This window comes from Streptomyces camelliae, from assembly GCF_027625935.1.
In the GTDB taxonomy this organism is placed as follows: domain Bacteria; phylum Actinomycetota; class Actinomycetes; order Streptomycetales; family Streptomycetaceae; genus Streptomyces; species Streptomyces camelliae.
Genome location: NZ_CP115300.1, coordinates 6,313,897 through 6,336,325, shown reverse-complemented (window position 1 = coordinate 6,336,325; position 22,429 = coordinate 6,313,897). Strand labels below are relative to the sequence as shown.

Sequence of the window (22,429 nt, the reverse complement as noted above, 5' to 3'; positions counted from 1 at the left end):
ACACAGAAAGGCCCGTCATGATCAACCGCGAGTGGCACCTGCTCAGCCGTCCCGTCGGCTGGCCGAAGCCCGAGGACTTCGCCCTGGTCGAGACCGAGGTCCCGACCCCCCGCGAGGGCCAGGTGCTGGTGAGGAACAAGTACCTCTCCGTCGACCCGTACATGCGCGGCCGGATGAGTGCCGCGAAGTCGTACACCGCCCCCTTCGAGCTGGGCAAGGTCATGCAGGGCGGCGCGGTCGGCGAGGTGATCGAGTCGAACGCCGAGGGCATCGCGGCCGGCGACCACGTGCTGCACTTCTTCGGCTGGCGCGAGTACGCGGTCATGGACGCGAAGCACGCCGTCAAGGTCGACCCCGAGGCCGCGCCCCTGTCGACGTACCTCGGTGTCCTCGGCATGACGGGCCTGACCGCCTACGCCGGCCTGCTGCGCACCGCCTCCTTCAAGGAGGGCGACGTCGTCTTCGTCTCCGGCGCGGCCGGTGCCGTCGGCAGCCAGGTCGGGCAGATCGCCAAGCTGAAGGGCGCCTCGCGGGTCATCGGCTCCGCCGGGTCGGACGAGAAGGTCAAGCTGCTCGTCGAGGAGTACGGCTTCGACGCCGCGTTCAACTACAAGAACGGCGCGGTGAGCGACCAGCTGCGCGAGGCCGCGCCCGACGGCATCGACGTGTACTTCGACAACGTCGGCGGGGACCACCTGGAGGCCGCCATCGGCTCGCTCCGTGAGGGCGGCCGGATCGCGGTCTGCGGCATGATCTCGGTCTACAACAACACCGAGCCCGCGCCCGGCCCGAAGAACCTGGCCCGGCTGATCCAGACCCGCGGCCGTATCGAGGGCTTCCTGGTCGGCGACCACTACGACCTTCAGCCGCAGTTCGTCCAGGAGGTCGGGCCGTGGGTCGCCTCGGGGCAGCTGAAGTACCGCGAGACGGTCGTCGAGGGCATCGAGAACAACCTGGAGGCGTTCCTCGGGGTCCTGCGCGGCGACAACACCGGCAAGATGATCGTCAAGCTCTGAGCCTCCGGCGGGCCCTCCCCGCCATTTCCTCCGGCATGCGGTAACTTCTTTCCGAAATCCGCCGTCGATCGTGGGCGCGAGTCGCGGCGGACCGAGGAGGAAGACAACCGCATGCCCATCACGCAGTCCGATGTCCTGTACACCGCCGTCGCCACCGCCGAGAACGGCCGGGACGGCCGGGTCGCCACGGACGACGGCCGTCTCGACGTCGTCGTCAACCCGCCGAAGGAGATGGGCGGCAACGGGGCCGGGACCAACCCGGAGCAGCTGTTCGCCGCCGGTTACAGCGCCTGCTTCCAGGGCGCGCTCGGGGTCGTCGCCCGGCAGGAGGGCGCCGACGTCTCCGGCTCGACCGTCACCGCGAAGGTCGGCATCGGCAAGAACGACGACGGCTTCGGGATCATCGTGGAGATCTCGGCGAACATCCCGAACGTCTCCGCCGAGGCGGCCCGGGAGCTGATCGAGAAGGCGCACCAGGTGTGCCCGTACTCGAAGGCGACCCGCGGCAACATCACCGTGACGCTGGTCTGAGACCGTCGTTCTCGACTACAGCAGCCGCACCCTTGGACGTGGGGTGCGGCTGCCGTCGTGTTCAGGCGGCCAGAACGGCCTGGTGCACCGCTCTCACGAACCCCTCGTTCTCCGGCGCCGCCCCGCCCGGGAACGCCATCCTGCGCCGCGTGTAGCCGTACGCCAGGCCGCTGCGCGGGTCGGCGAAGGCCTGGGAGCCGCCGGCGCCGCTGTGGCCGAAGGCACCGGCGCCCAGGACCGGGTACGCCACGACGGCCGTCGCCTGGAAGCCGAGGCCGAACGCCCGGTGGCCGCGGGACACCAGGTCGTAGCCCACGGAGTGGATCTGGCCCACCTCGGCGACCGTGTCCGGCTTCAGCAGCGGGGGGCGGTCGGCCAGTTCGCTGATCGCCGCCGCGTACATCGTCGCGAGCCCGCGCGCGGAGGCGACCCCGCCCGCCGACGCCGGCCCCTTGGCGCGCACCCGGCGGGAGTTGGCGTGGTCCTCCAGCGTCTGCGGCTCCGGCACATGGCCGTTGGAGGCGATCGAGCTCAGCGAGTGCGGACCCGGCTGGTGGGCCGCCGTCAGGGCCTGCTGCTCCGGCGTGAGGAGCATCGGCTGCACGGAGCGGAAGCGGGGCTCCTCGGACTCGGGCAGCCCCAGGTAGAAGTCCATGCCGTACGGCGCCCGGACCCGCTCCTCGAACACCTCCTGGAGCGTGCGTCCCGTGGCCCGGCGGACCACCTCGCCGGTGAGCGCGCCGATCACCAGCGCGTGGTAGCCGAACGCCGTGCCCGGCCGCCAGAACGGCTTCTGGTCCGCGAGCCGTTCGGCGATCGCCCGGTCGTCGGCCATCTCCTCCGCCGAGAACCCGGCGTCGATCCCGATCAGCCCCGCACGGTGGGCCATCAGCTCACGGAGGGTGATCGCCCCCTTGCCCTCGGCCGCGAACTCCGGCCAGTAGTAGGTCACTCTGCGGTCCAGCTCCAGCGTGCCGTCCTGCACCAGGAGCGCGACCACGAGATGCGCGGCACCCTTGGTCGACGAGAACACGCCGTACAGGGAGTCCGCCTCGCCGCCCGCCCACAGGTCGACGACCCGGCGCCCGTGCGCATACGCACACAACTGGCCCTCGTAGTCGTCCCGTTCCCCGGCGACGAACGCGGTGAACTCCTCGCGCACCGCCTCGAAGCCCTCGGCGACCGTGCCATGGACGGTGATCTGCTGACTCATCCGCTCTCCTCAACCTGAGCCGCTCTCGCTGCTCCCCCTCGCACAACGCCCGTTCCCGCTCCGGACGTTCCCCAGACCGGTACGGCGCAAAGTGCCTGTTCGACTCAACCACCAGGGAGGCCGGTGGGTGTCACTTCGATGCCCCGGATGGCCGATGGCGCGGGGTGGTGCGTGGAAGCGGACCCGTGGCTCAGGTGCACCACCACAGGAAGCGGGTGCAGGTCTTGGTCGGTGACGGCGTGGGCGTCGGGCCGGATGTCGTCGGCGCGCCGGTCGGCGTGGCGGAGGGGTGGGCGGTGGCCGTGGGGGCCGGGGCGACGGGGGTGGTACCGGCCGGGGCCGACTGCCCCTCCTTGCCCGTCTCCTTGGCGCTCGGCGACGCGGAGGCCTTGCCCTTGGGGGACTTGGAGACCGACGCGGAGACCGAGGCGTGCGGGGAGGCACCGGCGCCCGGGGCGGCGCCCGAGGTGTCGTTCACCGGCGCGGCCGTGCCGCCCGGCGTCGCGGAAGCCGCGGTGCCGTCCGCCGCCGTGTCCCCGGAGGTGGCCGGACCGCCGCCGGAGAAGGGCGAGAAGGGCGCGTCCGTGCCCAGGGTGGCGATGCTGAGTCCGCCGGCGCCGAGGACCAGGCCCGCGGCGATCAGTACGGTACGGCGGCGCCGGCGGCGGTGGACGGCGGCCTTGCGGTCGCGGCGGCTGCCGTCGGCGGAGGCGGGACTCACGGTCGCCGCGCCACGGCCCTTGCGCCGGGCGGCCCGGCCACCCGGCACGGGGGCGGACCCGGGCCCGGAAGCGGCCTCCGGTTCGACCTCGGGTCCGGATTCCGCATGCGCTTCCGGTTCCGGTTCCGGTTCGTACTCCTCCGGTTCGTACTCCTCCGGCGTGTACTCCACCGACGGGCCCTGCCCTTGGACGGGCACCCGGACGCCGTACTCCTCGCCCGGGACGTGACCGCCGTCGTCACCGCGGTCGTAACCGTGGCCGGCCGGTTCGTATCCGCTCTCGGCGGGGACATGACCGCCGTACCCTGACGTCTGACCCGCACCCGCGCCCGCGTAGGCGTACGCGGCCGTCGCGTCCGCGCTCGCGGAGCCGGCCGGTGTTCCGCACCCGGGGCAGGCCAGGGCGCCGTTGAGGTGCCGTTGGCACGGGTGGCAGTAGTCCATGACGCGGGAAGACTAGATTCCCCGCCGGTACTGTTCCTAGGGGTGGCTGTGAAGGTTTGGTGGATCAGCGAAAGAATTCTCGAAAGCCTTGCCGAAACCGTTACCTGTTCGACCCATTGACACCCCTACCGCCCCGTCCTTACTGTCACGCCAGCATTTCGAACGTGTGACGAAATCTCGAACAGCTGAGGGGCAATTGCCGTGCGCATCACCGGAATCAGCACGCACGTGGTCGGCACGCCGTGGCGCAACCTGACCTACGTCCAGGTGCACACCGACGAGGGAATCACGGGCGTCGGCGAGACCCGGATGCTCGGTCACACCGACGCGCTGATCGGCTATCTGCGGGAGGCCGAGGCCAATCACATTGCCGGCTCGGATCCCTTCGCCGTCGAGGACCTCGTCCGCCGGATGAAGTACGGCGACTACGGCCGCGCGGGCGAGATCGTCATGTCCGGTATCGCCGTGATCGAGATGGCGTGCTGGGACATCAAGGGCAAGGCGCTGGGCGTGCCGGTCTGGCAGCTGCTCGGCGGCAAGGTCACCGACAAGGTCAAGGCGTACGCCAACGGGTGGTACACGACCGAGCGAACGCCCGAGGCGTACCACAAGGCCGCCCAGGGGGTGATGGAGCGCGGGTACAAGGCGCTGAAGATCGACCCCTTCGGCACCGGCCACTTCGAGCTGGACCACGAGCAGACCCTGTACGCCGTCTCGCTCATCGAGGCCGTGCGGGACGCGATCGGCCCGGACGCCGAGCTGATGCTGGAGATGCACGGCCGCTTCTCCCCCGCCACCGCCGTCCGCCTCGCCCGTGAGCTCGCCCCCTTCAAGCCGGCCTGGCTGGAGGAGCCGGTGCCGCCGGAGAACCTCAAGGCGCTGGAGAAGGTGGCCGCCAAGGTGGACATCCCGGTCGCCACCGGTGAGCGGATCCACGACCGGATCGAGTTCCGCGAGCTCTTCGAGAGCCAGGCCGTGGACATCATCCAGCCGGACGTCGGCCACATCGGCGGCATCTGGGAGACCCGGAAGCTCGCCGCCACCGCCGAGACCCACTACATGCTGGTCGCCCCGCACAACGTCGGCGGCTCCGTGCTCACCGCCGCCTCCCTCCAGGTCGGCTTCACCTCCCCGAACTTCAAGATCCTTGAGCACTTCAATGACTTCGCGGACGCGGAGATCAAGAAGGTGGTCAAGGGCGCGCCGCAGGTCGTGGACGGCTACTTCCACCTCTCCGACGCGCCCGGCCTCGGCGTCGAGCTCGACGTCGACGCGGCCGCCGAGTTCCCGCAGCAGCAGGCCCGGTTCGACCTGTGGGCGGACGGCTGGGAGCAGCGCAAGCCCAAGGGGACGAAGTGAGCGCCTCCGCCTCCCAGGTCGTCGTCGAGGCGCCGGGCCGGCACCGGGTCGAGGAGCACACGCCTCGCGAGCCCGGCCCCGGCGAGGCACTGGTCACCGTGCACGCGGTCGGCATCTGCGGCAGCGACCGCGAGGTGTACCAGGGCAACCGGCCCGAGGGGTACGTCCGTTACCCGCTGACACCGGGCCACGAGTGGTCGGGAACGGTGCGCGCGGTGGGCGCCGGAGTGCCGGTGAGTCTGGTCGGCCGCAAGGTCGTCGGCGAGGGTTTCCGCAACTGCCAGGTGTGCGACCGCTGCCACGCGGGCGAGACCACGCTGTGCACCGACGGCTACGAGGAGACCGGCTTCACCCAGCCCGGCGCCATGGCCGCCACGCTCACCCTGCCGGCCCGGCTGCTGCACGCCCTGCCGGACGACGCCGATCTCACGGCGGCCGCCCTGCTGGAGCCGGCCGCCTGTATCGCGGCGGCCGCGCTGAAGGGGAACGCCCAGCCGGGTGAGCGGGTCGCGGTGGTCGGCACCGGGACGCTCGGGATGTTCGCCGTGCAGTTCCTGAAGGCGATCTCGCCGGGCGAGCTGCTGGTGGTCGGCACCCGGCGCGACCGGGAGGCGCTCTCACGGCAGTTCGGGGCCACCGACTTCCGCGTCAAGGACCAGGAGCTCCCCGACGACTTCGACGTCGTGATCGAGACCGCCGGGTCCGCGTCCGCCGCGCGCACCGCCGCCGCCCTGCTCAGGCGCGGCGGACGCCTGGTCCTGACCGGGATCCCGGCGCCGGGCGCGGACGGGCTGGACCCGACCGATCTGGTCGTACGGCAGCTGGAGGTGCACACCGTCTTCGGGGCGCCGCCGGACGCCTGGGCCCACACCGTACGAGTCTTCGGCGCCGGGTTGCTGGACCCGCTGCCGCTGGTCACGCACGAGCTTCCGCTGACCGAGTTCGCCCAGGCCATCGACCTCGTCGGGGCCGGCGATCCCAAGGTGGGCAAGGTGCTGCTCCGCCCCTAGAGACGTACGCCGGTCAGGGCGTTACCTGACGGCGCCCTGACCGGTGTACCCCATACTCGCTCTTTTTTCGCCCCGAGCCGCGAACCTTGTCCGAAATCTCGAACGACTCGAACACGAAGGACAGCTTGTGACCGACGCTTCCGCCCCGGCAGCCCGCAGGCCCGGCGAGCAGATGCTCGCCGCGCTCGGCCTCAGCGCGCCCGCCCTCGACCCCGCTGACGCATCCGCCCACAGCTTCCCGGGCGGCGGCCGCTGGCGCACCGAGATCCCCTCGTGCGAGGGTCCCGAGGCGCTGGCGGTCGTGCTCAAGGAATCCTCGCGCCTCGACGTGCCGATCCACCGGATCAGCCAGGGCAGCGGCGTGTGGATGCTCACCGACGCCGAGATCACCGAGATGGTCGAGGCCACCGCCGAACGCGACATCGAACTCTGCCTGTTCACCGGCCCGCGCGGCACCTGGGACATCGGCGGCTCGGTGCGCTCCGACTCGCGGGGGGCCGGACTGCGCGCTCGCGGCCACGACGCCGTCGCCGGCTGCCTCGAAGACGCCGTCCGGGCCACGGAGTTGGGCGTCAAGTGCCTGCTCGTCGCCGACGAGGGCGTGCTGTGGACCCTGCACCGGGCCCGCGAGGCCGGCATCATCCCGGCCGACACCACGCTGAAGGTCTCGGCGCTCATCGGCCCCGTGAACCCGGCCTCGTACGCCGTCTACGAGCGGCTCGGCGCCGACTCCGTCAACGTGCCCAGCGATCTGACGCTGGATCACCTCACCGAGATCCGCCGGGTGTCGGCGGCTCCCATGGACATGTACATCGAGGCCCCCGACGATCTCGGCGGCTATGTGCGGATGTACGAGGTCGCCGAGCTGATCCGGCGCGGCGCACCGCTCTACCTGAAGTTCGGCCTGTCCAAGAGCCCCGGTATCTACCCGTACGGACACCACCTGCGGGACCTGACGCTGGCCACCGCCCGGGAACGGGTGCGGCGCGGCCGGCTGGCCCTGGACCTGCTCGCACGGCACGGAGCCGACGGCGACATGGCGCCCCTCGGCTCACGGCTGCCCGGGACGCTCAACCGGTTCGACATCTCCGCATAACGTTCCGGAAAATCCGCTTCACAAAAGAAGACGTAGTCAAACACAATCCCACACATCTCTCGGCCTCCCGCACCGCCTCGGAGCGCCTTCTCCTCGTCAGGCCGAGCCCTGCCCCACACACATCAAGGATGATGATCATGCGTACTCGCAGAGCCGCACTCACCGCCATATCCGGAGCCGCCGCCCTCGCCCTCACCCTGACCGCCTGCGGTCAGAGCAGCTCGGGCGGCAGCAAGGAGAAGACCGGCGACGTCAAGGGCGCCACCATCGGCATCGCGATGCCGACGAAGTCCTCCGAGCGGTGGATCAACGACGGCAACGACATGGTCAAGAACCTTGAGGCCAAGGGGTACAAGACCAAGCTGGTCTACGGCGAGGACGACCCGAGCACCCAGGTCTCGCAGATCGAGAACCTGATCACGCAGGGCGTCAAGGGCCTGATCATCGCGGCCATCGACAACAAGTCCCTGAACAACGTGCTCCAGGAGGCCAAGCAGGCCAACATCCCGGTCATCGCCTACGACCGGCTCATCCTCGGCACCCCGAACGTCGACTACTACGCCTCGTTCGACAACGAGAAGGTCGGCACCCTCCAGGGCACCTACATCGTGCACAAGCTCGGCCTGGACAGCGGCAAGACGGGCCCGTTCAACATCGAGCTGTTCGCCGGGTCGAACGACGACAACAACACCCAGTACTTCTTCAACGGCGCGATGAAGGTGTTCCAGCCGTACATCGACAAGAAGCAGCTGGTGGTCAAGTCCGGGCAGACCAAGCTCAACCAGGTCACCACCCTGCGCTGGGACGGTGCCACCGCGCAGAAGCGCATGGAGGACATCCTCACCTCCACGTACACGAGCGGCAAGGTCGACGCGGTGCTCTCGCCGTACGACGGCATCTCCATCGGCATCATCGCCGCCCTGAAGTCGGACGGTTACGGCTCCGCGAGCAAGCCGCTGCCGGTCATCACCGGCCAGGACGCCGAGCTGGCCTCGGTGAAGTCCATCATCGCGGGTCAGCAGACCCAGACCGTCTTCAAGGACAGCCGCAAGGAGACCGCGGTCGCGGTGTCCATGGTCGACGATGTGCTGCACGGCAAGAAGCCGCAGGTCAACGACACCACGACCTACACCAACGGCTCCAAGGTCGTCCCCGCCTACCTGCTCCAGCCGGTGAGCGTGGACAAGACCAACTACGAGGACGTGCTGGTCAAGGGCGGCTACTACACCGACTCCCAGCTCAAGTGATCCCGCCCATCTGCCCGACCCCACACTGATTGGAAGGCACGACCATGGCGGGACCCGTCCTGGAAATGCGCTCGATCGTCAAGACCTTTCCCGGTGTCAAAGCGCTGTCGGACGTCACGCTGACCGTCCGTCAGGGCGAGGTCCACGCCATCTGCGGGGAGAACGGCGCCGGCAAGTCGACCCTGATGAAGGTCCTCTCCGGCGTCCATCCGCACGGCACCTACGAGGGCGACATCCTCTTCGAGGGGGAGGTCGTCCGGTTCAAGGACATCCGGGCGAGCGAGCAGCACGGCATCGTCATCATCCACCAGGAGCTGGCGCTCTCCCCGTACCTCTCCCTGGCGGAGAACATCTTCCTCGGCAACGAGCACGCCAGGGGCGGGTTCATCGACTGGCGGGAGACTCTGCGGCACGCCACCGAGCTGCTGCGCCGGGTCGGTCTCCAGGACCACCCGGAGACCCGCGTCGCCGACATCGGCGTGGGCAAGCAGCAGTTGGTGGAGATCGCGAAGGCGCTCTCGAAGAAGGTGAAGCTCCTCATCCTGGACGAGCCGACGGCGGCGCTGAACGACGAGGACAGCGACAAACTCCTCAATCTCATCCTGGAGCTGAAGAACCAGGGCATCACCTCGATCATCATCTCCCACAAGCTCAACGAGATCCGCAAGGTCGCCGACTCGGTGACGATCATCCGCGACGGGCGGTCCATCGAGACGCTCGACGTGAAGGCGGAGGAGACGACCGAGGACCGGATCATCAGCGGCATGGTGGGCCGCGACCTCGACCACCGCTTCCCCGAGCGCACCCCGCACGAAGCGGAGGAGGGCGCGGCACCGGCGCTGGAGATCCGCAACTGGACCGTCCATCACCCCATCGACCAGCAGCGCAAGGTCGTGGACGATGTGTCGATCAGCGTCCGCCGGGGCGAGATCGTCGGCATCGCGGGCCTGATGGGCGCCGGCCGCACCGAACTCGCGATGAGCGTCTTCGGCCGCACCTACGGCCGGTACGCGGGCGGCACGGTCCTCAAGGACGGCGTCGAGATCCGTACGAAGTCCGTCGCGGAGGCGGTGGACCACGGCATCGCGTACGTCACCGAGGACCGCAAGCACTACGGCCTGAACCTCATCGACACCATCAACCGGAACATCTCGCTGACCGCGCTGAAGAAGGTCGCCAAGCGGGGTGTGGTGGACGAGCAGGCGGAGCGGCAGGTCTCCGAGGGCTTCCGCAAGTCCATGAACATCAAGGCGCCGACGGTCTTCGAGCCGGTGGGCAAGCTGTCCGGCGGCAACCAGCAGAAGGTCGTCCTCAGCAAGTGGATCTTCGCCGGTCCCGACGTGCTGATCCTGGACGAGCCGACCCGCGGCATCGACGTGGGCGCCAAGTACGAGATCTACACGGTCATCGACCAACTGGCCGCTCAGGGCAAGGCGGTCGTCTTCATCTCCTCCGAGCTGCCGGAGCTGCTCGGCATGTGCGACCGCATCTACACGATGTCCGCGGGGCGGCTGACCGGTGAGGTGCCACGGTCCGAGGCCACGCAGGAAGTGCTCATGCGCCAGATGACGAAAGACAAGGCGCCGACAGACAACGCAAAGGACGAAGAGGTAACCCGATGAGCACGGACGTCACCGACAAGACCCCCGCGGCCGCGCCGCCGGGCAAGGACGGATCGGCCGCCGGCGAGGGCCTGTTGCAGCTGGTGCTCGGCGGCCTGCGCCGCAACATGCGCCAGTACGGCATGCTGATCGCGCTCGGGCTGATCGTGGTCCTCTTCCAGTTCTGGACGGGCGGCGACCTGCTGCTGCCGCGCAACGTCTCGAACCTGGTCCTGCAGAACAGCTACATCCTGATCCTCGCGATCGGCATGATGCTGGTGATCATCGCCGGGCACATCGACCTGTCGGTCGGCTCGATCACGGCGTTCGTGGGCGCGTTCGCGGCCGTACTGACCGTGCAGCACCACATGGCCTGGCCGCTCGCCCTGGTGCTGTGCCTGCTGGTGGGCGCGGTGGCGGGCTCCGTACAGGGCTTCCTGATCGCGTATTTCGGCATACCGTCGTTCATCGTCACCCTCGCCGGGATGCTGCTCTTCCGCGGCCTGACGGAGATCCTCCTCAAGGGCCAGACCCTCGGCCCCTTCCCGAACGGCCTGCAGAAGATCGGCAACGGCTTCCTGCCCGAGGTCGGCCCGAACACCAACTACCACAACCTCACCCTGCTCCTCGGCATCGTCCTGATCGCCTCCGTGGTGTGGCAGGAGGTGCGCGACCGGCGCCGCCAGCAGGAGTTCTCGCTCGACGTGGTGCCGGTGAAGCTGTTCCTGCTCAAGCTCGTCGCCCTGGTCGCCGCGATCCTCACCCTCACGATGCTGCTCGCGAGCTACGACGGCGCGCCGATCATCCTGATCATCCTCGGTGTCCTGGTGGGCGGCTACGGCTACGTCATGCGCAACTCGGTCTTCGGCCGCCACATCTACGCCATCGGCGGCAATCTGCCGGCGGCCAAGCTGTCCGGCGTGAAGGACAAGCGCATCACCTTCCAGGTGTTCCTGAACATGGGCGTGCTCGCGGCCCTGGCGGGTCTGGTGGTTGCCGCCCGCCTGAACGCGGCCTCGCCGAAGGCGGGCGACGGCTTCGAACTGGAGGCCATCGCCTCCTCGTTCATCGGCGGCGCCTCCATGAGCGGCGGTGTCGGCACCGTTCTCGGCGCCATCATCGGCGGTCTCGTCCTCGGCGTGCTGAACAACGGCATGAACCTCCTCAGTGTCGGCACCGACTGGCAGCAGGTCATCAAGGGCCTGGCCCTGTTGGCGGCGGTCGGGTTCGACGTGTGGAACAAGCGCAAGTCCGGTTCGTAAGTCAGACCGGGCCCCGCCGGAACAGCCGGCGGGGCCCCTCCTTTATGCGGGAGCCGCATTCATGGAACTGAACAGACGCACGGTCATCGCAGGCGCCGCGGCGGCGGGCATCGCCGCCACCACCCTCGGCTCGGGCACAGCCCAGGCCGCTACAGGCTCGACGGGTTCGTCCGGAGGCAGGAAGCCGGTGAAGGAGTACTTCGGCACGCTCGCCGACGGCACGAAGGTCTACCGCTGGTCGCTGGAGAACGGCGGCACGCGCCTGAAGGTGCTGTCGTACGGCGGCATCATCCAGTCCCTGGAGATCCCGGACCGGCACGGCCGCTACGCGAACGTCTCGCTCGGCTACGACACCCTCGACGCCTACGTGAAGGGCACCACCTTCTTCGGCGCGACGATCGGCCGCTACGGCAACCGCATCGCCAAGGGCCAGTTCACGCTCGACGGCAAGAAGTACCAGCTGTCCGTGAACGACGGCGTGAACAGCCTGCACGGCGGCAAGCAGGGCTTCAACACCAAGGTGTGGGACATCGAGCCCTTCGTCTCCGGCTCCGATGTCGGTCTGCACCTGTACTACACGAGCGTCGACGGCGAGATGGGCTACCCCGGCACGCTGAAGACGAAGGTCACCTTCACCCTCACCCGGCACGGCGACTGGCGGATCGACTACGAGGCCACCACCGACAAGCCGACGGTCGTCAACCTCACCAACCACACGTACTACAACCTCGCCGGCGAGGGCAGCGGCAGCATCTACGGCCACGAACTCTGGCTCGCGGCCGGCCGGTTCACCCCGACCGACTCGGGCCTGATCCCCACCGGCGAACTGGCGAAGGTCAAGGGCACCCCCTTCGACTTCACGCACCCCAAGCCGATCGGCCGGGACATCCGCATCGGCCACCCGCAGCTGGTCACCGCCAAGGGCTACGACCACAACTTCGTGCTCGACAAGGGCGTGACCGCCGAGCCCGAGCACGTGGTGACGCTGCGCGACCCGAAGTCCGGCCGCACCCTCAAGATCCTCACCGACCAGCCCGGTGTGCAGTTCTACTCGGGCAACTTCCTCGACGGCACCCTCGTCGGCCCCTCCGGCCACACCTACCGGCAGGGCGACGGACTGGCCCTGGAGACCCAGCACTTCCCGGACTCCCCGAACGAGCCGAAGTTCCCCTCGACGGTGCTGCGGCCGGGCCAGACGTACCGGACGACGACGATCCACAAGTTCAGCGCGTAGCGCTCCGCGCGAAGGGCCGCGATATGCGGTCGTTCGTCTGCGGCGCTGTCGTGGCTGGTCGCGCCCCGCGGCGGAGCCGCTGTCAAACGCGGCCCCGCGCCGCTTCAGGGCGTTTCTGCACCACGAGTTGAACGGCAACACCTGAGTCTCCGTACTCATGGGCGGCCCGTGCTCCCCCGCACGGGCCGCCTTGAACGGAGGTTCTCTTGGCCGGCAACGTCACCTCGCTGTTCCGCGGCACGGCCGCGCACAGCCCTTCGATGGCGGCGCTGACCCGGGAGGGCGGGGACGGGACGGGTCCGGTGGACTTCTGCATCCCGTGCAACCCGTACTTCCCGACCCCGGCCATGTTCGACGAGCTGGCGGCCCGGCTGCGCGAGATCATCACGTACTACCCGAGCAGCGCCGACACCATCACCGGCGAGCTGTGCAGCCTGCTCCAGCTCCCGCCGCAGTGCGTGGCGATGGGCAACGGCTCGACGGAACTGATCACCTGGATCGACCACCTGCTGGTCCGCCAGTCCGTGGCGATCCCGGTGCCGACCTTCGGCCGCTGGACGGACCAGCCGATGGAGACCGGCAAGCGGGTCGACATGTTCCCGCTCCAGGAGGCGGCCGGCTTCGCGCTGGACCTCGCCCAGTACGCCGACTTCATCCGCGCGAGGGGCACGCGCGTGGCGGTGATCTGCAACCCGAACAACCCCGACGGCGGCTACCTGCGCAAGCAGCAGGTGGTCCAGTTCATGGACGCGATGGCGGACCTGGACCTGGTGGTCGTGGACGAGTCCTTCCTGGAGTTCGCCGACGCCGAGACCGACCCGAGCGTCGTCCAGGAGGCCGTGCTCCGCCCGAACGTCATCGTCCTGCGCAGCCTCGGCAAGAACTTCGGCCTGCACGGCGTCCGCTTCGGCTACCTGGTGGCCAACCCGGCCCTGGCCGGCAGGGTCCGCTCGATGCTCCCGAAGTGGAACCTCAACTCCTTCGCCGAGCATGTGGTGTTCATGCTGCGCCGGCACGGCGCGGAGTACGCGCAGAGCCTCCAGCAGATCCGCAGGGACCGCCTGGAGATGTCCAGCCACCTGTCCGCCCTGCCCGGGCTGACGGTGTACCCCTCCCAGGCGAACTTCCTCTTCGTACGACTGCCCGTAGGAGCCGAGGGCACGGTGGTCCGGGACCGGATGCTCGCCGAGCACCGGATCCTGGTCCGCGAGTGCGGCAACAAGATCGGCTCCTCCAGCCGCTTCCTGAGACTCGTGGTGCGCCCCCAGGTCGACGTGCGTCGCCTGGTGTCAGGCCTGGAGCAGGTGCTCTACGGGACCAGGAGGGGAGCCGCCGTGCCCGAGCTGAGCACAGGGACCAGCTACAGCTCGGGTACGGCGGCCGTGGACCGGCTGGTCAGCGAGACCAACGGAGGCGGCGTACCGGGCCTTGCCGCTCAGGCCCAGGCCATGGCCGCCGGTGCGGCGTCCGTCGCGCGAGCCGGCGCCGCCGCTGTGCCCGCCCCCGTTCCGGCCGCCGGCACCGGCATGCCGCTCCCCGCCGCCGTACCCCCACCCGGCGCCGGGATGCCGATGCCGGCGGCAGCCCAGCCCCTGCCCGCGGCGCCCCAGCCGGCCCCTGCTCCGGTTCCGGCTCCGGTCCCGATACCGGCGGTGGCGGCGGCCCAGCCGCTGCCTACGGCGCCCCAGCCCGCACCGGCGGTGGTACCGGCGGTGGCCCAGCCGGCACCGGTACCGCAGCCCATGGCCCCGATGCAGCAGCCGGTGGCCCCGATGCCGGTCCCCCAGCCGGCCCCGGTCCCGACCCCGGTCCCGGCTCCCCTGCCACCGCCCACCCCCCTGCCGGCACCGGCCCCCACCCCGGTACCCGCTCCGATGCCGGTACCCGTACCGGCCCCCGCGGCCGCCGTAGCCCCCACCCCGCCCGGCGTCCCGGCGCGCGGCGGCCTCACGGCGGCCCAGGTACGCGGCATGACGGCCCCGCCGGCCGGCCTGACCCCGGCGCCGCCGACGGGCTGGCCGAACGCACAGAGCTGGCCGAACGCGGCGGGGGCATAGCCGGCGGGGCTGTGGGTCGCCTGACCGGAGGGCGGTCTTCCGGGGCCGGTCAGGCCGGGCACCGGAGGCAGGCGCGGACTTCCCGGCCGCTGCGCGTCTGGCGGATCTCGGTCGACTGCGCGAGGTACCTGACGATGCCGGTGCCGCGGCCGTGTTCGTCCGGGGCGACGTCGTGCGCACCATGTTCCACCGCGGTTCCCGAGTCGCTGACCACGATGGACAAGGCGCCGTGGTCGAGGACGAGTACCAACGTCATGCACTCGCGGCCGTACTGGGCGGCGTTGGCGGTGAGTTCGTCGACGATGAGAACGGCGGAGTCACGCTCGCGCTCGGGAACGCTCCAGCACTCCAGCAGATCCGCGGTGAAGTGACGCGCGGCGGACACATGCGCCTCCTGCGCGGGCAGGGTCAGCGTCGCCCGATGGGAGCAGGGCCGTGAGCTGGTGCACTCGGAATCGGTCACAAACATGGTCTTCTGGCTCTTCTGTGTGGGTGCGGAACCTGCGTGTGAGCGCTCATCTGGTAATACGCACGACGAGTGCCATATGGTTCGAGCTTTTCGCGCCTTTTTCCCGAGTTGTCAGCTTCCGGCCGACCTCACGCCCGGATCGTGACCAGCTTCTGGCCGGTCCCCGCGTTGACGATCTCGAAGCGCTCGACGGCTCCCGGACGCATGGGGATCGCCCCTGGAATCTTCGTACCGGCCGGATACGTGCCGGCCCGCCAGGTGGCCGCGTCCGCCTTGGTCCCACCGGGACCGATCGCCCGCAATCGGCAGACGATGCCGGCCGGCGCACCATGGGCCGAGACCTCCAGGACACTGCCCCAGGCCGAGGGGAAGACCTTCACGGAGGCGGTGACACCGGTGGTGGAGTCGTTTCCGGAGAAGATGCGCGACGGAGTCGGCGTGGCGGGTCCGGGCTGCCTGCCCTGACTTGTCACGGAGGTGCCGACCGCCAGCCAGGTTCCGCCGACCGCCGCCGCCGCGACCAGCATCAGGGAGGCGGCCGCGCCGGCCAGCTGCCACCGCCAGGTCCTGCGGCGCCTGGCCGCGGCCTGCTGGAGCATCCTCTCGATCAGCCCTGCCTCGGGAGCCTGAGGCGTCGCGGACCTGCCGGACGGTGCCTGCGGTACGCCCCGCGCGCTCTCGGCCGCCCGCCGCACCAAGCCGTCGGCCAGGTCCTCGTTGTCGGCGGGCGCCGCCCGGCCTGCCGCTTCGGCCGCCGTGACCATCGCGAGCAGCGCCGGCAGTCCGGCCAGCTGCTCGTGCTCCGCCCGGCACGCGTCGCATGTCTCCAGGTGAGCACGCACCTGTTCCGTTTCGGCCGGGGACAGCGCACCCAGGACGTAGGCCCCCAGCGCCATCCGCAGGGCGTCATGGTCCGTGTTCATGGCCGGCACCTCCTCCATGCCTCGGTCATGGCTCGATGCCTCGCTCCTGCAGCGCGAGCCGGAGGGCGTGCAGGGCGTAGTACGTCCGCGACTTGACCGTGCCCAGTGGGATGCCCAGCGCGCCCGCGGCCTCCGCCATGGTGCGACCCCGGTAGTACGTCTCGATCAGTACGGCGCGATGGTCCGGGGACAGCGTCCGGAGGGCGTCGGCCACCGCCCAGCTCTGCAAGGCCTGCTCGATCTGGTCCTCGCCCACCGTCTGCTCGGCGACCCGCTCCAGGGCCTCGCCACCGGTCTCCGCCGGCCTGGCCCGCCGGGCCCGGTGGGCGTCGATGACCAGGTGCCGGGCGACCGTGAACAGCCACGCCCGGGCAGGTCCGCGTCGGGGTTCGAACGCGGCCGGGTGCTGCCACGCCCGCAGCAGCGTCTCCTGTACGACATCCTCGGCCCACTGCCGGTCTCCTGACGTCAGACGCAGCGCGTAGTGGAACAGGGGACCCGCGTGCTCGGCGTACAGAGCGCGGATCAACTCCTCGTCCGTGGCCGAAATGGTCCCTTCACCAGAGACACGGCGCGCGGAGCGATCCGTATCGGCTGTTTGACCACGTTTACGGGCACTCCAGGGCATAAGTCGATCATTACCCATCAAGGCACTTTTGTCGTATCACGCACTTTGATGCAAAGAAAGTCACATATCGGCTGAACCGGTCGAAACCATCACCCGTGGAGTCGGACAAGAGCTTCGACACACGAGGAACGAACACCATGTACCCGAACTTTGGTCATGCCGGCCGGCGATCACGCGTCGCGGCCGGGCTCGCAGCCACGACGGCGGCCGCCCTGGGGTTCCTGAGCGCGTGCGGCCAGTCCCCGCACTCCGCCGCGGCCGGTGCCATCACGCCCGGTCCCGGCCAGCGTCAGGTGGCCGGGATGCCCGGCGCCTCACCGATGCCGGACATGAGCATGAGCACGCCCACGAGCTCACCGAAGACGCGCGCAGCCGATGCGCCGGTGACCGGAGACACCGTGGCGATCAAGAACTTCGCGTTCTCCCCGAGCACGCTGAAGGTCACCGCGGGCACGACGGTGACCTGGACCAACCAGGACACCGACGCCCACACCGTCACCAGCGCCGGCTCGGGCGGGCCGCTGCACTCCCCCGCTCTGGCCACCCACGCCACCTACAGCTACCGGTTCACCGAGCCGGGCACCTACGCCTATCTCTGCACCATCCATCCCTTCATGACCGCCACGGTGGAGGTGACCCGATGACCGGGTACCGCGACCCTCACGACATGACACGACGTCAACTCATCAGGCACGCAGGATGGTTCGGCGGAGCGGTCGTGCTGACCGTGGCCGGCGGAGAGGTGATGAGCCACATCGCCGGCCCCCGGGGCACCACCGCCGAGGCCGCCGCGGAAACCAGCGGCGCCCTGCGGTTCGTGCAGGTCTCCGACAGCCACATCGGCTTCCACGGGCCGGCGAACCTGGACGTGGCCGGCTCGTTCACCGAAGCGATCGGCCAGGTCAACGCCCTCGGCTTCCGGCCCGACTTCGTCATGCACAGCGGCGACCTGACGCACCTGTCCACGGCCGCCCAGTTCGACCAGGTCAGGCAGATGATGACCGGGCTGCAGACGGACCGCGTCTTCACCGTGCCCGGCGAGCACGACTCCATCGGCGACACGGGCCGCGCATACCGGCAGATCTTCGGCAAGGGCACGCTCGGCGACGGCTGGTACAGCTTCGACACCCACGGAGTGCACTTCATCGCCCTGGTCAACACGCTGCATCTGGAGAAGCTGGGCCATCTCGGCACCGAGCAGATCGACTTCGTACGCAAGGACCTGGCGGGACTGTCATCGGACACCCCGGTCGTGGTCTTCAGCCACATCCCGTTGTTCGCCATGTACCCCCGGTGGGGCTGGAGCACGGACGACGCGTTGAAGGTGATCGCGCTCCTGCGCCGCTTCTCCTCGGTGACCTGTCTCAACGGACACGTCCACCAGCTGTTCACCAAGACGGAGGGCAACATCACCTTCCACTCCGCCACCACCACCGCCTACCCCCTGCCGAAGCCGGGACGGGCCGCCGCCCCCACTCCCCAGGTCGTGCCCGCCCGCCAGCTCAAGGCCGCGTTGGGCATTCGCACCGTGGGCTACCGGCAGGGCGACCGGGAGCTGGCGGTCAAGGACACGAGGCTGGCGTGAGCAAGGGAGGACTCCTCGCCGCGGGGCGCTCAGCCGTACTGCGCAGTCAGGCCCGCCGCCGTACGCGCGACCGAATCGAAGGGGTCGAGCGTGCCCGTGGCGCGGCACAGCACATGGGCGCCCTCAAGCAGCGTGATCAAGGTGGTGGCGAGGTCGGTCGCCGCGGCGGACGACAGGCCCGCCGCGGCGAGACGGCCGGCGAGGCGGTCGATCCAGGCGGTGAACGCCGTCGCCGCCACCTCCCGCAGAGCCGTGTCGTCACCGGGCTCCGTGCCGATGGTGACGGCCGCGACGGCACAGCCTCCGCCGCAGGCGGACAGCTCCAGGACGGGCCGTACCAGGTCCAGGAAGGCGGAGACCACGGTCGCCGGGTCGTCGGCGGGCAGCGCGGCCAGCCGGTCGTCCACCTGCTCCCCCTTGAGCGCGGCCGCCTCCGCGACCAACTGGGCCTTGCCGTCCGGGAAGTGATGGTAGATCGCGCCGCGCGCGGCCCCGCTGGCGCGCAGCACCTCGGTGAACGACATCCCGGCCACCCCGCGCCGCTCCAGGGCCTCGATGGTCGCCTCGATCATCCGGCCACGGGTGTCACCCGCCATCACCGACCTCCAGACCTGCGGGGTTGACTAGTACGGGCATCCTACTCCAAGCTGGCAGTGCGCTAGTACGTACGTCCTAGCGAGTCGCTGGTCATGTTAACGAGAGAAGGGTCCACCCATGCCCATCACCGTCACCGCACCCCGAGGCGTCCTGACCGCCGAGGGCGAGCGCGAGATCCTGCCCCGCCTGACCGACGCCCTCATCGAGGCCAGCGGCCTCAAGGGCAACACCTTCTTCACGTCGGTCGTCGGCGGCACGGTCCATGTCCTGGAGCCGGAGCACATCTACGGGGGCGGGGTGAACCGCCCGCTGGTGATGGTCGAGCTCAAGCTGCCCGACATCGGCCTGCCGTCACTGGAGTCACGCACCGCGTTCATCGCCGCCGCGACCGACATCGTCGACGCCCTCACGGTCCCGGCCCACGACCGCCGCGACACCTGGGTGAACATCCTCAACGCCCTGGACGGAGGCTGGGGCCTCGGTGGGCAGACCTACACCGGGGACGCGCTCGTCGCGGCGGTCACGGCGGCCGCTCAGTAGGCCACCGGCCAACCCGTCGACCAGTTCAGCAGGTTGATGCCGAGCTTCGGGGTGCCGTTGTCGTTGCCGTCGTAGTAGTGGTAGACGATCAGGTCCCCGTCGGTGTCGTTCATGATGGACTGGCCGCCGGGCCCGATGACGCTGCCGTGCGACTCCAGCACCGGGGTGCCGCCGCTGTTCATCATCGCGGCGCCCACCCGTTGCGCTTGACGATGTACGGCGCCTCGATCGCCTTGCTGCCACTGGGCCGGGAGGCGATCGAGTAACGGGTGGTGTCCCCGGAGTACTGCTTCCCGGTGGACGGATCGATCCGGATCATCTTGATGCCGGTCCACCAACTGCCGAACGACAGCCACCACGTGCCGTCGTCGTCCACGAAGAGGTTGGGGTCGATGGCGTTGTAGTCGCTGGAGGAGCTGCCATAGAATCGAATAGTTTGCGAGTCAACGGTTCTCACAACAACTCGTATGCCTCACTGGGCACTTGGGGCCGACGATCACGGCGATGGCTTCGTGCGCCGGCGGGGAGTGACCGTCAGGACCTTCAGGGCCACCAGGGGATGGAACAGCAGGGCCGGTGAGGCCACCATGTTCACCACGCGGACGAACCTCGTCCATACGGCCGCGTCCTTCACCGCCACGTGGAAGAGACGCGTGTTGTACCAGTGGGAGAAGCGCGCGGCGAGGGATTGGCCGTCCGGGGTCCACATCAGGTCGGAGTTGGTGGACACCGTCCACGGCAGCAGCACCAGGCGGCCCACCTTCTTCTGGAAGCCGCGGGCGAGGCCGTCCAGCCGACCGGTCGCGCGGCGCTGTTTCAGCATGTTCTGCAGCAGCTCCGCCTCCATCGCGGCGACCGTCATGCCCTGGCCGTAGACGGGGTTGAAGACGCAGACGGAATCGCCGACGGCGAGGAGGCGGTCCGGCCAGTTCTTGACGGCGTGGAAGGGCCGCCACTGGTTGTCGACGTTGGTGTAGCGATGGGTGGGCTCCTGGACGGAGCGACGGGCGATCTGCTCGGCCAGGCGCTGGTTGGTGAGGGTCTCCGCGAATGCCAGGTAGCCCTTGTCGTCGGTCGGCGGCATGTCCTGGAACCCGAACAGCATGCACGTCCACCGGCTGCGCTCCACGGCGAGCAGGACTCCGGCCCGGCGCACGTGGGGGGCGAACAGCATCTGGTAGGCGACGTAGTAGTCAGGGTGGTCGGGGTGGTTCTCCGCCGGCCGGTCGAAGTTCATCGACGTGTAGGTGACTTTCGCCTTCACGGTGCGCTTGGGCGGCACGCTGATCCCGATCTCGTCCAGCCAGCCCACCAGGGAACTGGACCGTCCGGAGGCGTCGATGACCAGATCTGCGGCCAGTTCGAAGGGCTCCGCGTTCTGTGCCTGGCGGCACCTCACGCCGCTCACGCGGCCCGAGGGGTCCCGGGTCAGGCCGGTGCACTGGGTGGACGTCATCAGCGTGACCTGGGGAAGTGCGAGCACCTTGCGGCGCAGGCGGCGTTCCAGTTCGTCGCGGGTGAAGCTCTGGATCCGGACGCCCGTGCGCTGCCGTGGCGCGAGTCCGACGGGCAGCAGGAAGTCGATGCCCTCGCCGTAGTCGTACACCGGCGCGCCCGCTTCTCTCAGCTCCTCGCGCAGGCCCGGGAACAGCCGCTCCAGGATCTCCCCGCCCCGGGCCAGCATCGCATGCCCCTGGTAGCCCTGCGGAGCACCCGGATGAGCGCCGGTGTCCTCGTCGACGGCGTCCCGTTCCACGAGGACGACCTCGCTGAAGAAGTCGGTCAGTACGCGTGCGGTCACGAGTCCCGCATAGCTGCCGCCGATGACAACGGCCTTGCCCCAAGGGCGATCTGCTCTCATGTCGTCTCCCACGAGTGACTCGGTACCCGCCGAGGCGCCTGGCAGGCCCGCGGCCGGGCTCCCACGCCGGGCGTGGTGTCGCACGACCCGCGCGCACGACACCACGTATGCGCCCTGGTCTCAGATCCGGTCGGCCGCGATGAGGAGGTAGTGGAAGCTGCCCTCCTTGTACGCGGTGAGGAACGGGTCCTCGATGCCCGTGGCCACCGAGGACTTCGCGCGCAGTTCCCAGTAGGGGATCGTGTCCGGGGTCAGGTCGACGACCTGGATCGGCACCAGGTTGTTCGCGGCCAGTGCCTTGAAGTACTCGCTGCGCGGGTGGATGTTGCAGGTGTAGTGCTCGTCGATCCTGCTGACGGCCTTGGAGCGCATGCCGGTGACGTCGTTGGAGCAGCCGGTGATGCAGACGTAACGGCCGCCGTACTCCAGCAGGCGCGAGAACTCGGCGAAGAGTTCGAACAGGTCGACGTACATGGTCGTCTCGTTGGTCCAGATCGCCCGGCGTGATCCGGTGGCGAGACGGGTGTCGAGCATGTTGCGGAAGTGGAAGCGGACCTTGTCGTGCACGCCGCGCTGCGCGGCCTGCTCGTTGGCGAAGTCGACCTGCTGTTCGGAAATGCTGACGCCGTCCACGTGGCAGCCGAAGCGTCCGTTGGCCATGAAGCTGGTGCCGCCGCGGCCGGAACCGGCGTCCAGGAGGTGGTCGCCGGAGGTGATGGCACCGAGGTGGTCGAGGAGTACGTCGGCCTGCGCGGTCTCCAGGCGGTGCAGTTCCTCGATGATGCGCCGGTCGCGGGTCTCGGACGGGCCGGCGAGGACCGAGGGATCCCATTCGCCGAGGCCGTAGTGGTGGTGGTAGAGGCCGTCGACCTCGCCGAGCTTGATGTTGACGGGGTCCTTCTCCTTGTTCCAGTACTCCGCGACCGACTTCTGGTAGTCGGTGCGCAGGACATCGCGCATGGCGATGCCTTCCATCCGGGTGGAGATCTTGGACATGGGGGGTCCTTACTCGGAGCTGGGGGTTGGGGTGGGGGC

Annotated in this window: 21 protein-coding genes and 1 pseudogene; 13 read left to right on the top strand and 9 right to left on the bottom strand. The window is 69.5% G+C overall.

Features of this window, described 5'->3' with window-relative positions; genetic code table 11:
* The first annotated feature begins 17 nt into the window (after positions 1–17).
* Together O1G22_RS29000 and O1G22_RS28995 are read left to right on the top strand one after the other, a co-directional pair.
* Entirely contained in the window at positions 18–1,016 is a 999-nt protein-coding gene (locus tag O1G22_RS29000; protein WP_270084011.1) for an NADP-dependent oxidoreductase, read from the top strand.
* Positions 1,017–1,127: 111 nt separating this feature from the next.
* Positions 1,128–1,547, top strand: coding sequence for an organic hydroperoxide resistance protein (locus O1G22_RS28995; RefSeq protein ID WP_270084010.1), 420 nt, complete (start codon positions 1,128–1,130; stop codon positions 1,545–1,547).
* 61 nt (positions 1,548–1,608) lie between these two features.
* Here the strand turns inward: O1G22_RS28995 and O1G22_RS28990 are convergent, their stop codons facing one another.
* Both O1G22_RS28990 and O1G22_RS28985 read right to left on the bottom strand, forming a co-directional pair.
* Positions 1,609–2,760: a serine hydrolase domain-containing protein gene (locus O1G22_RS28990; RefSeq protein WP_270084009.1), complete on the bottom strand. Its 1,152-nt coding sequence runs from the start codon at positions 2,758–2,760 to the stop codon at positions 1,609–1,611.
* Between the two features lie 190 nt (positions 2,761–2,950).
* The gene (locus O1G22_RS28985) at positions 2,951–3,925 is read right to left on the bottom strand and encodes an SCO2400 family protein (RefSeq protein ID WP_270084008.1); all 975 of its coding nucleotides are present in this window, start codon (positions 3,923–3,925) and stop codon (positions 2,951–2,953) included.
* A 201-nt stretch (positions 3,926–4,126) separates the two neighbouring features.
* On the opposite strand from O1G22_RS28985, the gene O1G22_RS28980 reads away from it, so the two are divergent.
* From O1G22_RS28980 to O1G22_RS28945, 8 genes are all read left to right on the top strand, one after another.
* Positions 4,127–5,284, top strand: a complete 1,158-nt coding sequence (locus O1G22_RS28980) for a mandelate racemase/muconate lactonizing enzyme family protein (RefSeq protein WP_270084007.1) — start codon at positions 4,127–4,129, stop codon at positions 5,282–5,284.
* Positions 5,281–6,294, top strand: a complete 1,014-nt coding sequence (locus tag O1G22_RS28975; RefSeq protein ID WP_270084006.1) for a zinc-dependent alcohol dehydrogenase — start codon at positions 5,281–5,283, stop codon at positions 6,292–6,294. Before O1G22_RS28980 ends, O1G22_RS28975 begins: the two co-directional genes overlap by 4 nt.
* A gap of 127 nt (positions 6,295–6,421) precedes the next feature.
* On the top strand, positions 6,422–7,390 hold the full coding sequence (locus tag O1G22_RS28970; protein WP_270084005.1) for a hypothetical protein: 969 nt from the start codon (positions 6,422–6,424) through the stop codon (positions 7,388–7,390).
* A gap of 137 nt (positions 7,391–7,527) precedes the next feature.
* Positions 7,528–8,637, top strand: a complete 1,110-nt coding sequence (gene chvE, locus O1G22_RS28965) for a multiple monosaccharide ABC transporter substrate-binding protein (protein ID WP_270084004.1) — start codon at positions 7,528–7,530, stop codon at positions 8,635–8,637.
* Between the two features lie 44 nt (positions 8,638–8,681).
* Complete coding sequence (gene mmsA, locus O1G22_RS28960) at positions 8,682–10,259, top strand: multiple monosaccharide ABC transporter ATP-binding protein (protein WP_270084003.1); 1,578 nt, start codon at positions 8,682–8,684, stop codon at positions 10,257–10,259.
* Entirely contained in the window at positions 10,256–11,500 is a 1,245-nt protein-coding gene (gene mmsB / locus O1G22_RS28955) for a multiple monosaccharide ABC transporter permease (protein WP_270084002.1), read from the top strand. The genes mmsA and mmsB overlap by 4 nt, the downstream gene beginning before the upstream one ends.
* A 61-nt stretch (positions 11,501–11,561) precedes the next feature.
* Positions 11,562–12,734: an aldose epimerase family protein gene (locus O1G22_RS28950; RefSeq protein WP_270084001.1), complete on the top strand. Its 1,173-nt coding sequence runs from the start codon at positions 11,562–11,564 to the stop codon at positions 12,732–12,734.
* Positions 12,735–12,940: 206 nt separating this feature from the next.
* A complete protein-coding gene (locus O1G22_RS28945) occupies positions 12,941–14,791 on the top strand; it encodes a pyridoxal phosphate-dependent aminotransferase (RefSeq protein WP_270084000.1) in 1,851 nt (616 codons plus the stop codon).
* A gap of 49 nt (positions 14,792–14,840) precedes the next feature.
* On the opposite strand, the gene O1G22_RS28940 is transcribed toward O1G22_RS28945, so the two are convergent.
* The 3 genes from O1G22_RS28940 to O1G22_RS28930 form a co-directional block, all read right to left on the bottom strand.
* On the bottom strand, positions 14,841–15,260 hold the full coding sequence (locus O1G22_RS28940) for an ATP-binding protein (protein ID WP_225096944.1): 420 nt from the start codon (positions 15,258–15,260) through the stop codon (positions 14,841–14,843).
* 128 nt (positions 15,261–15,388) lie between these two features.
* Positions 15,389–16,183, bottom strand: a complete 795-nt coding sequence (locus tag O1G22_RS28935; RefSeq protein ID WP_270083999.1) for a zf-HC2 domain-containing protein — start codon at positions 16,181–16,183, stop codon at positions 15,389–15,391.
* Positions 16,184–16,208: 25 nt separating this feature from the next.
* Positions 16,209–16,811, bottom strand: coding sequence for a sigma-70 family RNA polymerase sigma factor (locus tag O1G22_RS28930; protein ID WP_270083998.1), 603 nt, complete (start codon positions 16,809–16,811; stop codon positions 16,209–16,211).
* Positions 16,812–16,948: 137 nt separating this feature from the next.
* Here O1G22_RS28930 and O1G22_RS28925 point away from each other — a divergent pair, with 137 nt between their 5' ends.
* Both O1G22_RS28925 and O1G22_RS28920 read left to right on the top strand, forming a co-directional pair.
* Complete coding sequence (locus tag O1G22_RS28925; RefSeq protein WP_270083997.1) at positions 16,949–17,455, top strand: cupredoxin domain-containing protein; 507 nt, start codon at positions 16,949–16,951, stop codon at positions 17,453–17,455.
* 23 nt (positions 17,456–17,478) lie between these two features.
* The gene (locus tag O1G22_RS28920) at positions 17,479–18,396 is read left to right on the top strand and encodes a metallophosphoesterase family protein (protein WP_270083996.1); all 918 of its coding nucleotides are present in this window, start codon (positions 17,479–17,481) and stop codon (positions 18,394–18,396) included.
* Between the two features lie 29 nt (positions 18,397–18,425).
* On the opposite strand, the gene O1G22_RS28915 is transcribed toward O1G22_RS28920, so the two are convergent.
* On the bottom strand, positions 18,426–18,992 hold the full coding sequence (locus O1G22_RS28915; RefSeq protein ID WP_270083995.1) for a TetR/AcrR family transcriptional regulator: 567 nt from the start codon (positions 18,990–18,992) through the stop codon (positions 18,426–18,428).
* 118 nt (positions 18,993–19,110) lie between these two features.
* Between O1G22_RS28915 and O1G22_RS28910 the strand changes: the two genes are divergently transcribed.
* The gene (locus tag O1G22_RS28910) at positions 19,111–19,533 is read left to right on the top strand and encodes a hypothetical protein (protein WP_225096938.1); all 423 of its coding nucleotides are present in this window, start codon (positions 19,111–19,113) and stop codon (positions 19,531–19,533) included.
* Here the strand turns inward: O1G22_RS28910 and O1G22_RS28905 are convergent.
* From O1G22_RS28905 to O1G22_RS28895, 3 genes and pseudogenes are all read right to left on the bottom strand, one after another.
* A pseudogene (locus O1G22_RS28905) lies at positions 19,527–19,960 on the bottom strand (family 43 glycosylhydrolase); the annotation flags it as partial. The gene O1G22_RS28910 and the pseudogene O1G22_RS28905 overlap by 7 nt on opposite strands.
* Positions 19,961–20,029: 69 nt before the next feature.
* Complete coding sequence (locus O1G22_RS28900) at positions 20,030–21,394, bottom strand: FAD-dependent oxidoreductase (protein WP_270083994.1); 1,365 nt, start codon at positions 21,392–21,394, stop codon at positions 20,030–20,032.
* Positions 21,395–21,514: 120 nt separating this feature from the next.
* Positions 21,515–22,390 (bottom strand): geranyl diphosphate 2-C-methyltransferase, encoded by an 876-nt coding sequence (locus O1G22_RS28895; protein ID WP_270083993.1) that lies wholly within the window; start codon positions 22,388–22,390, stop codon positions 21,515–21,517.
* Between the last annotated feature and the right edge of the window lie 39 nt (positions 22,391–22,429).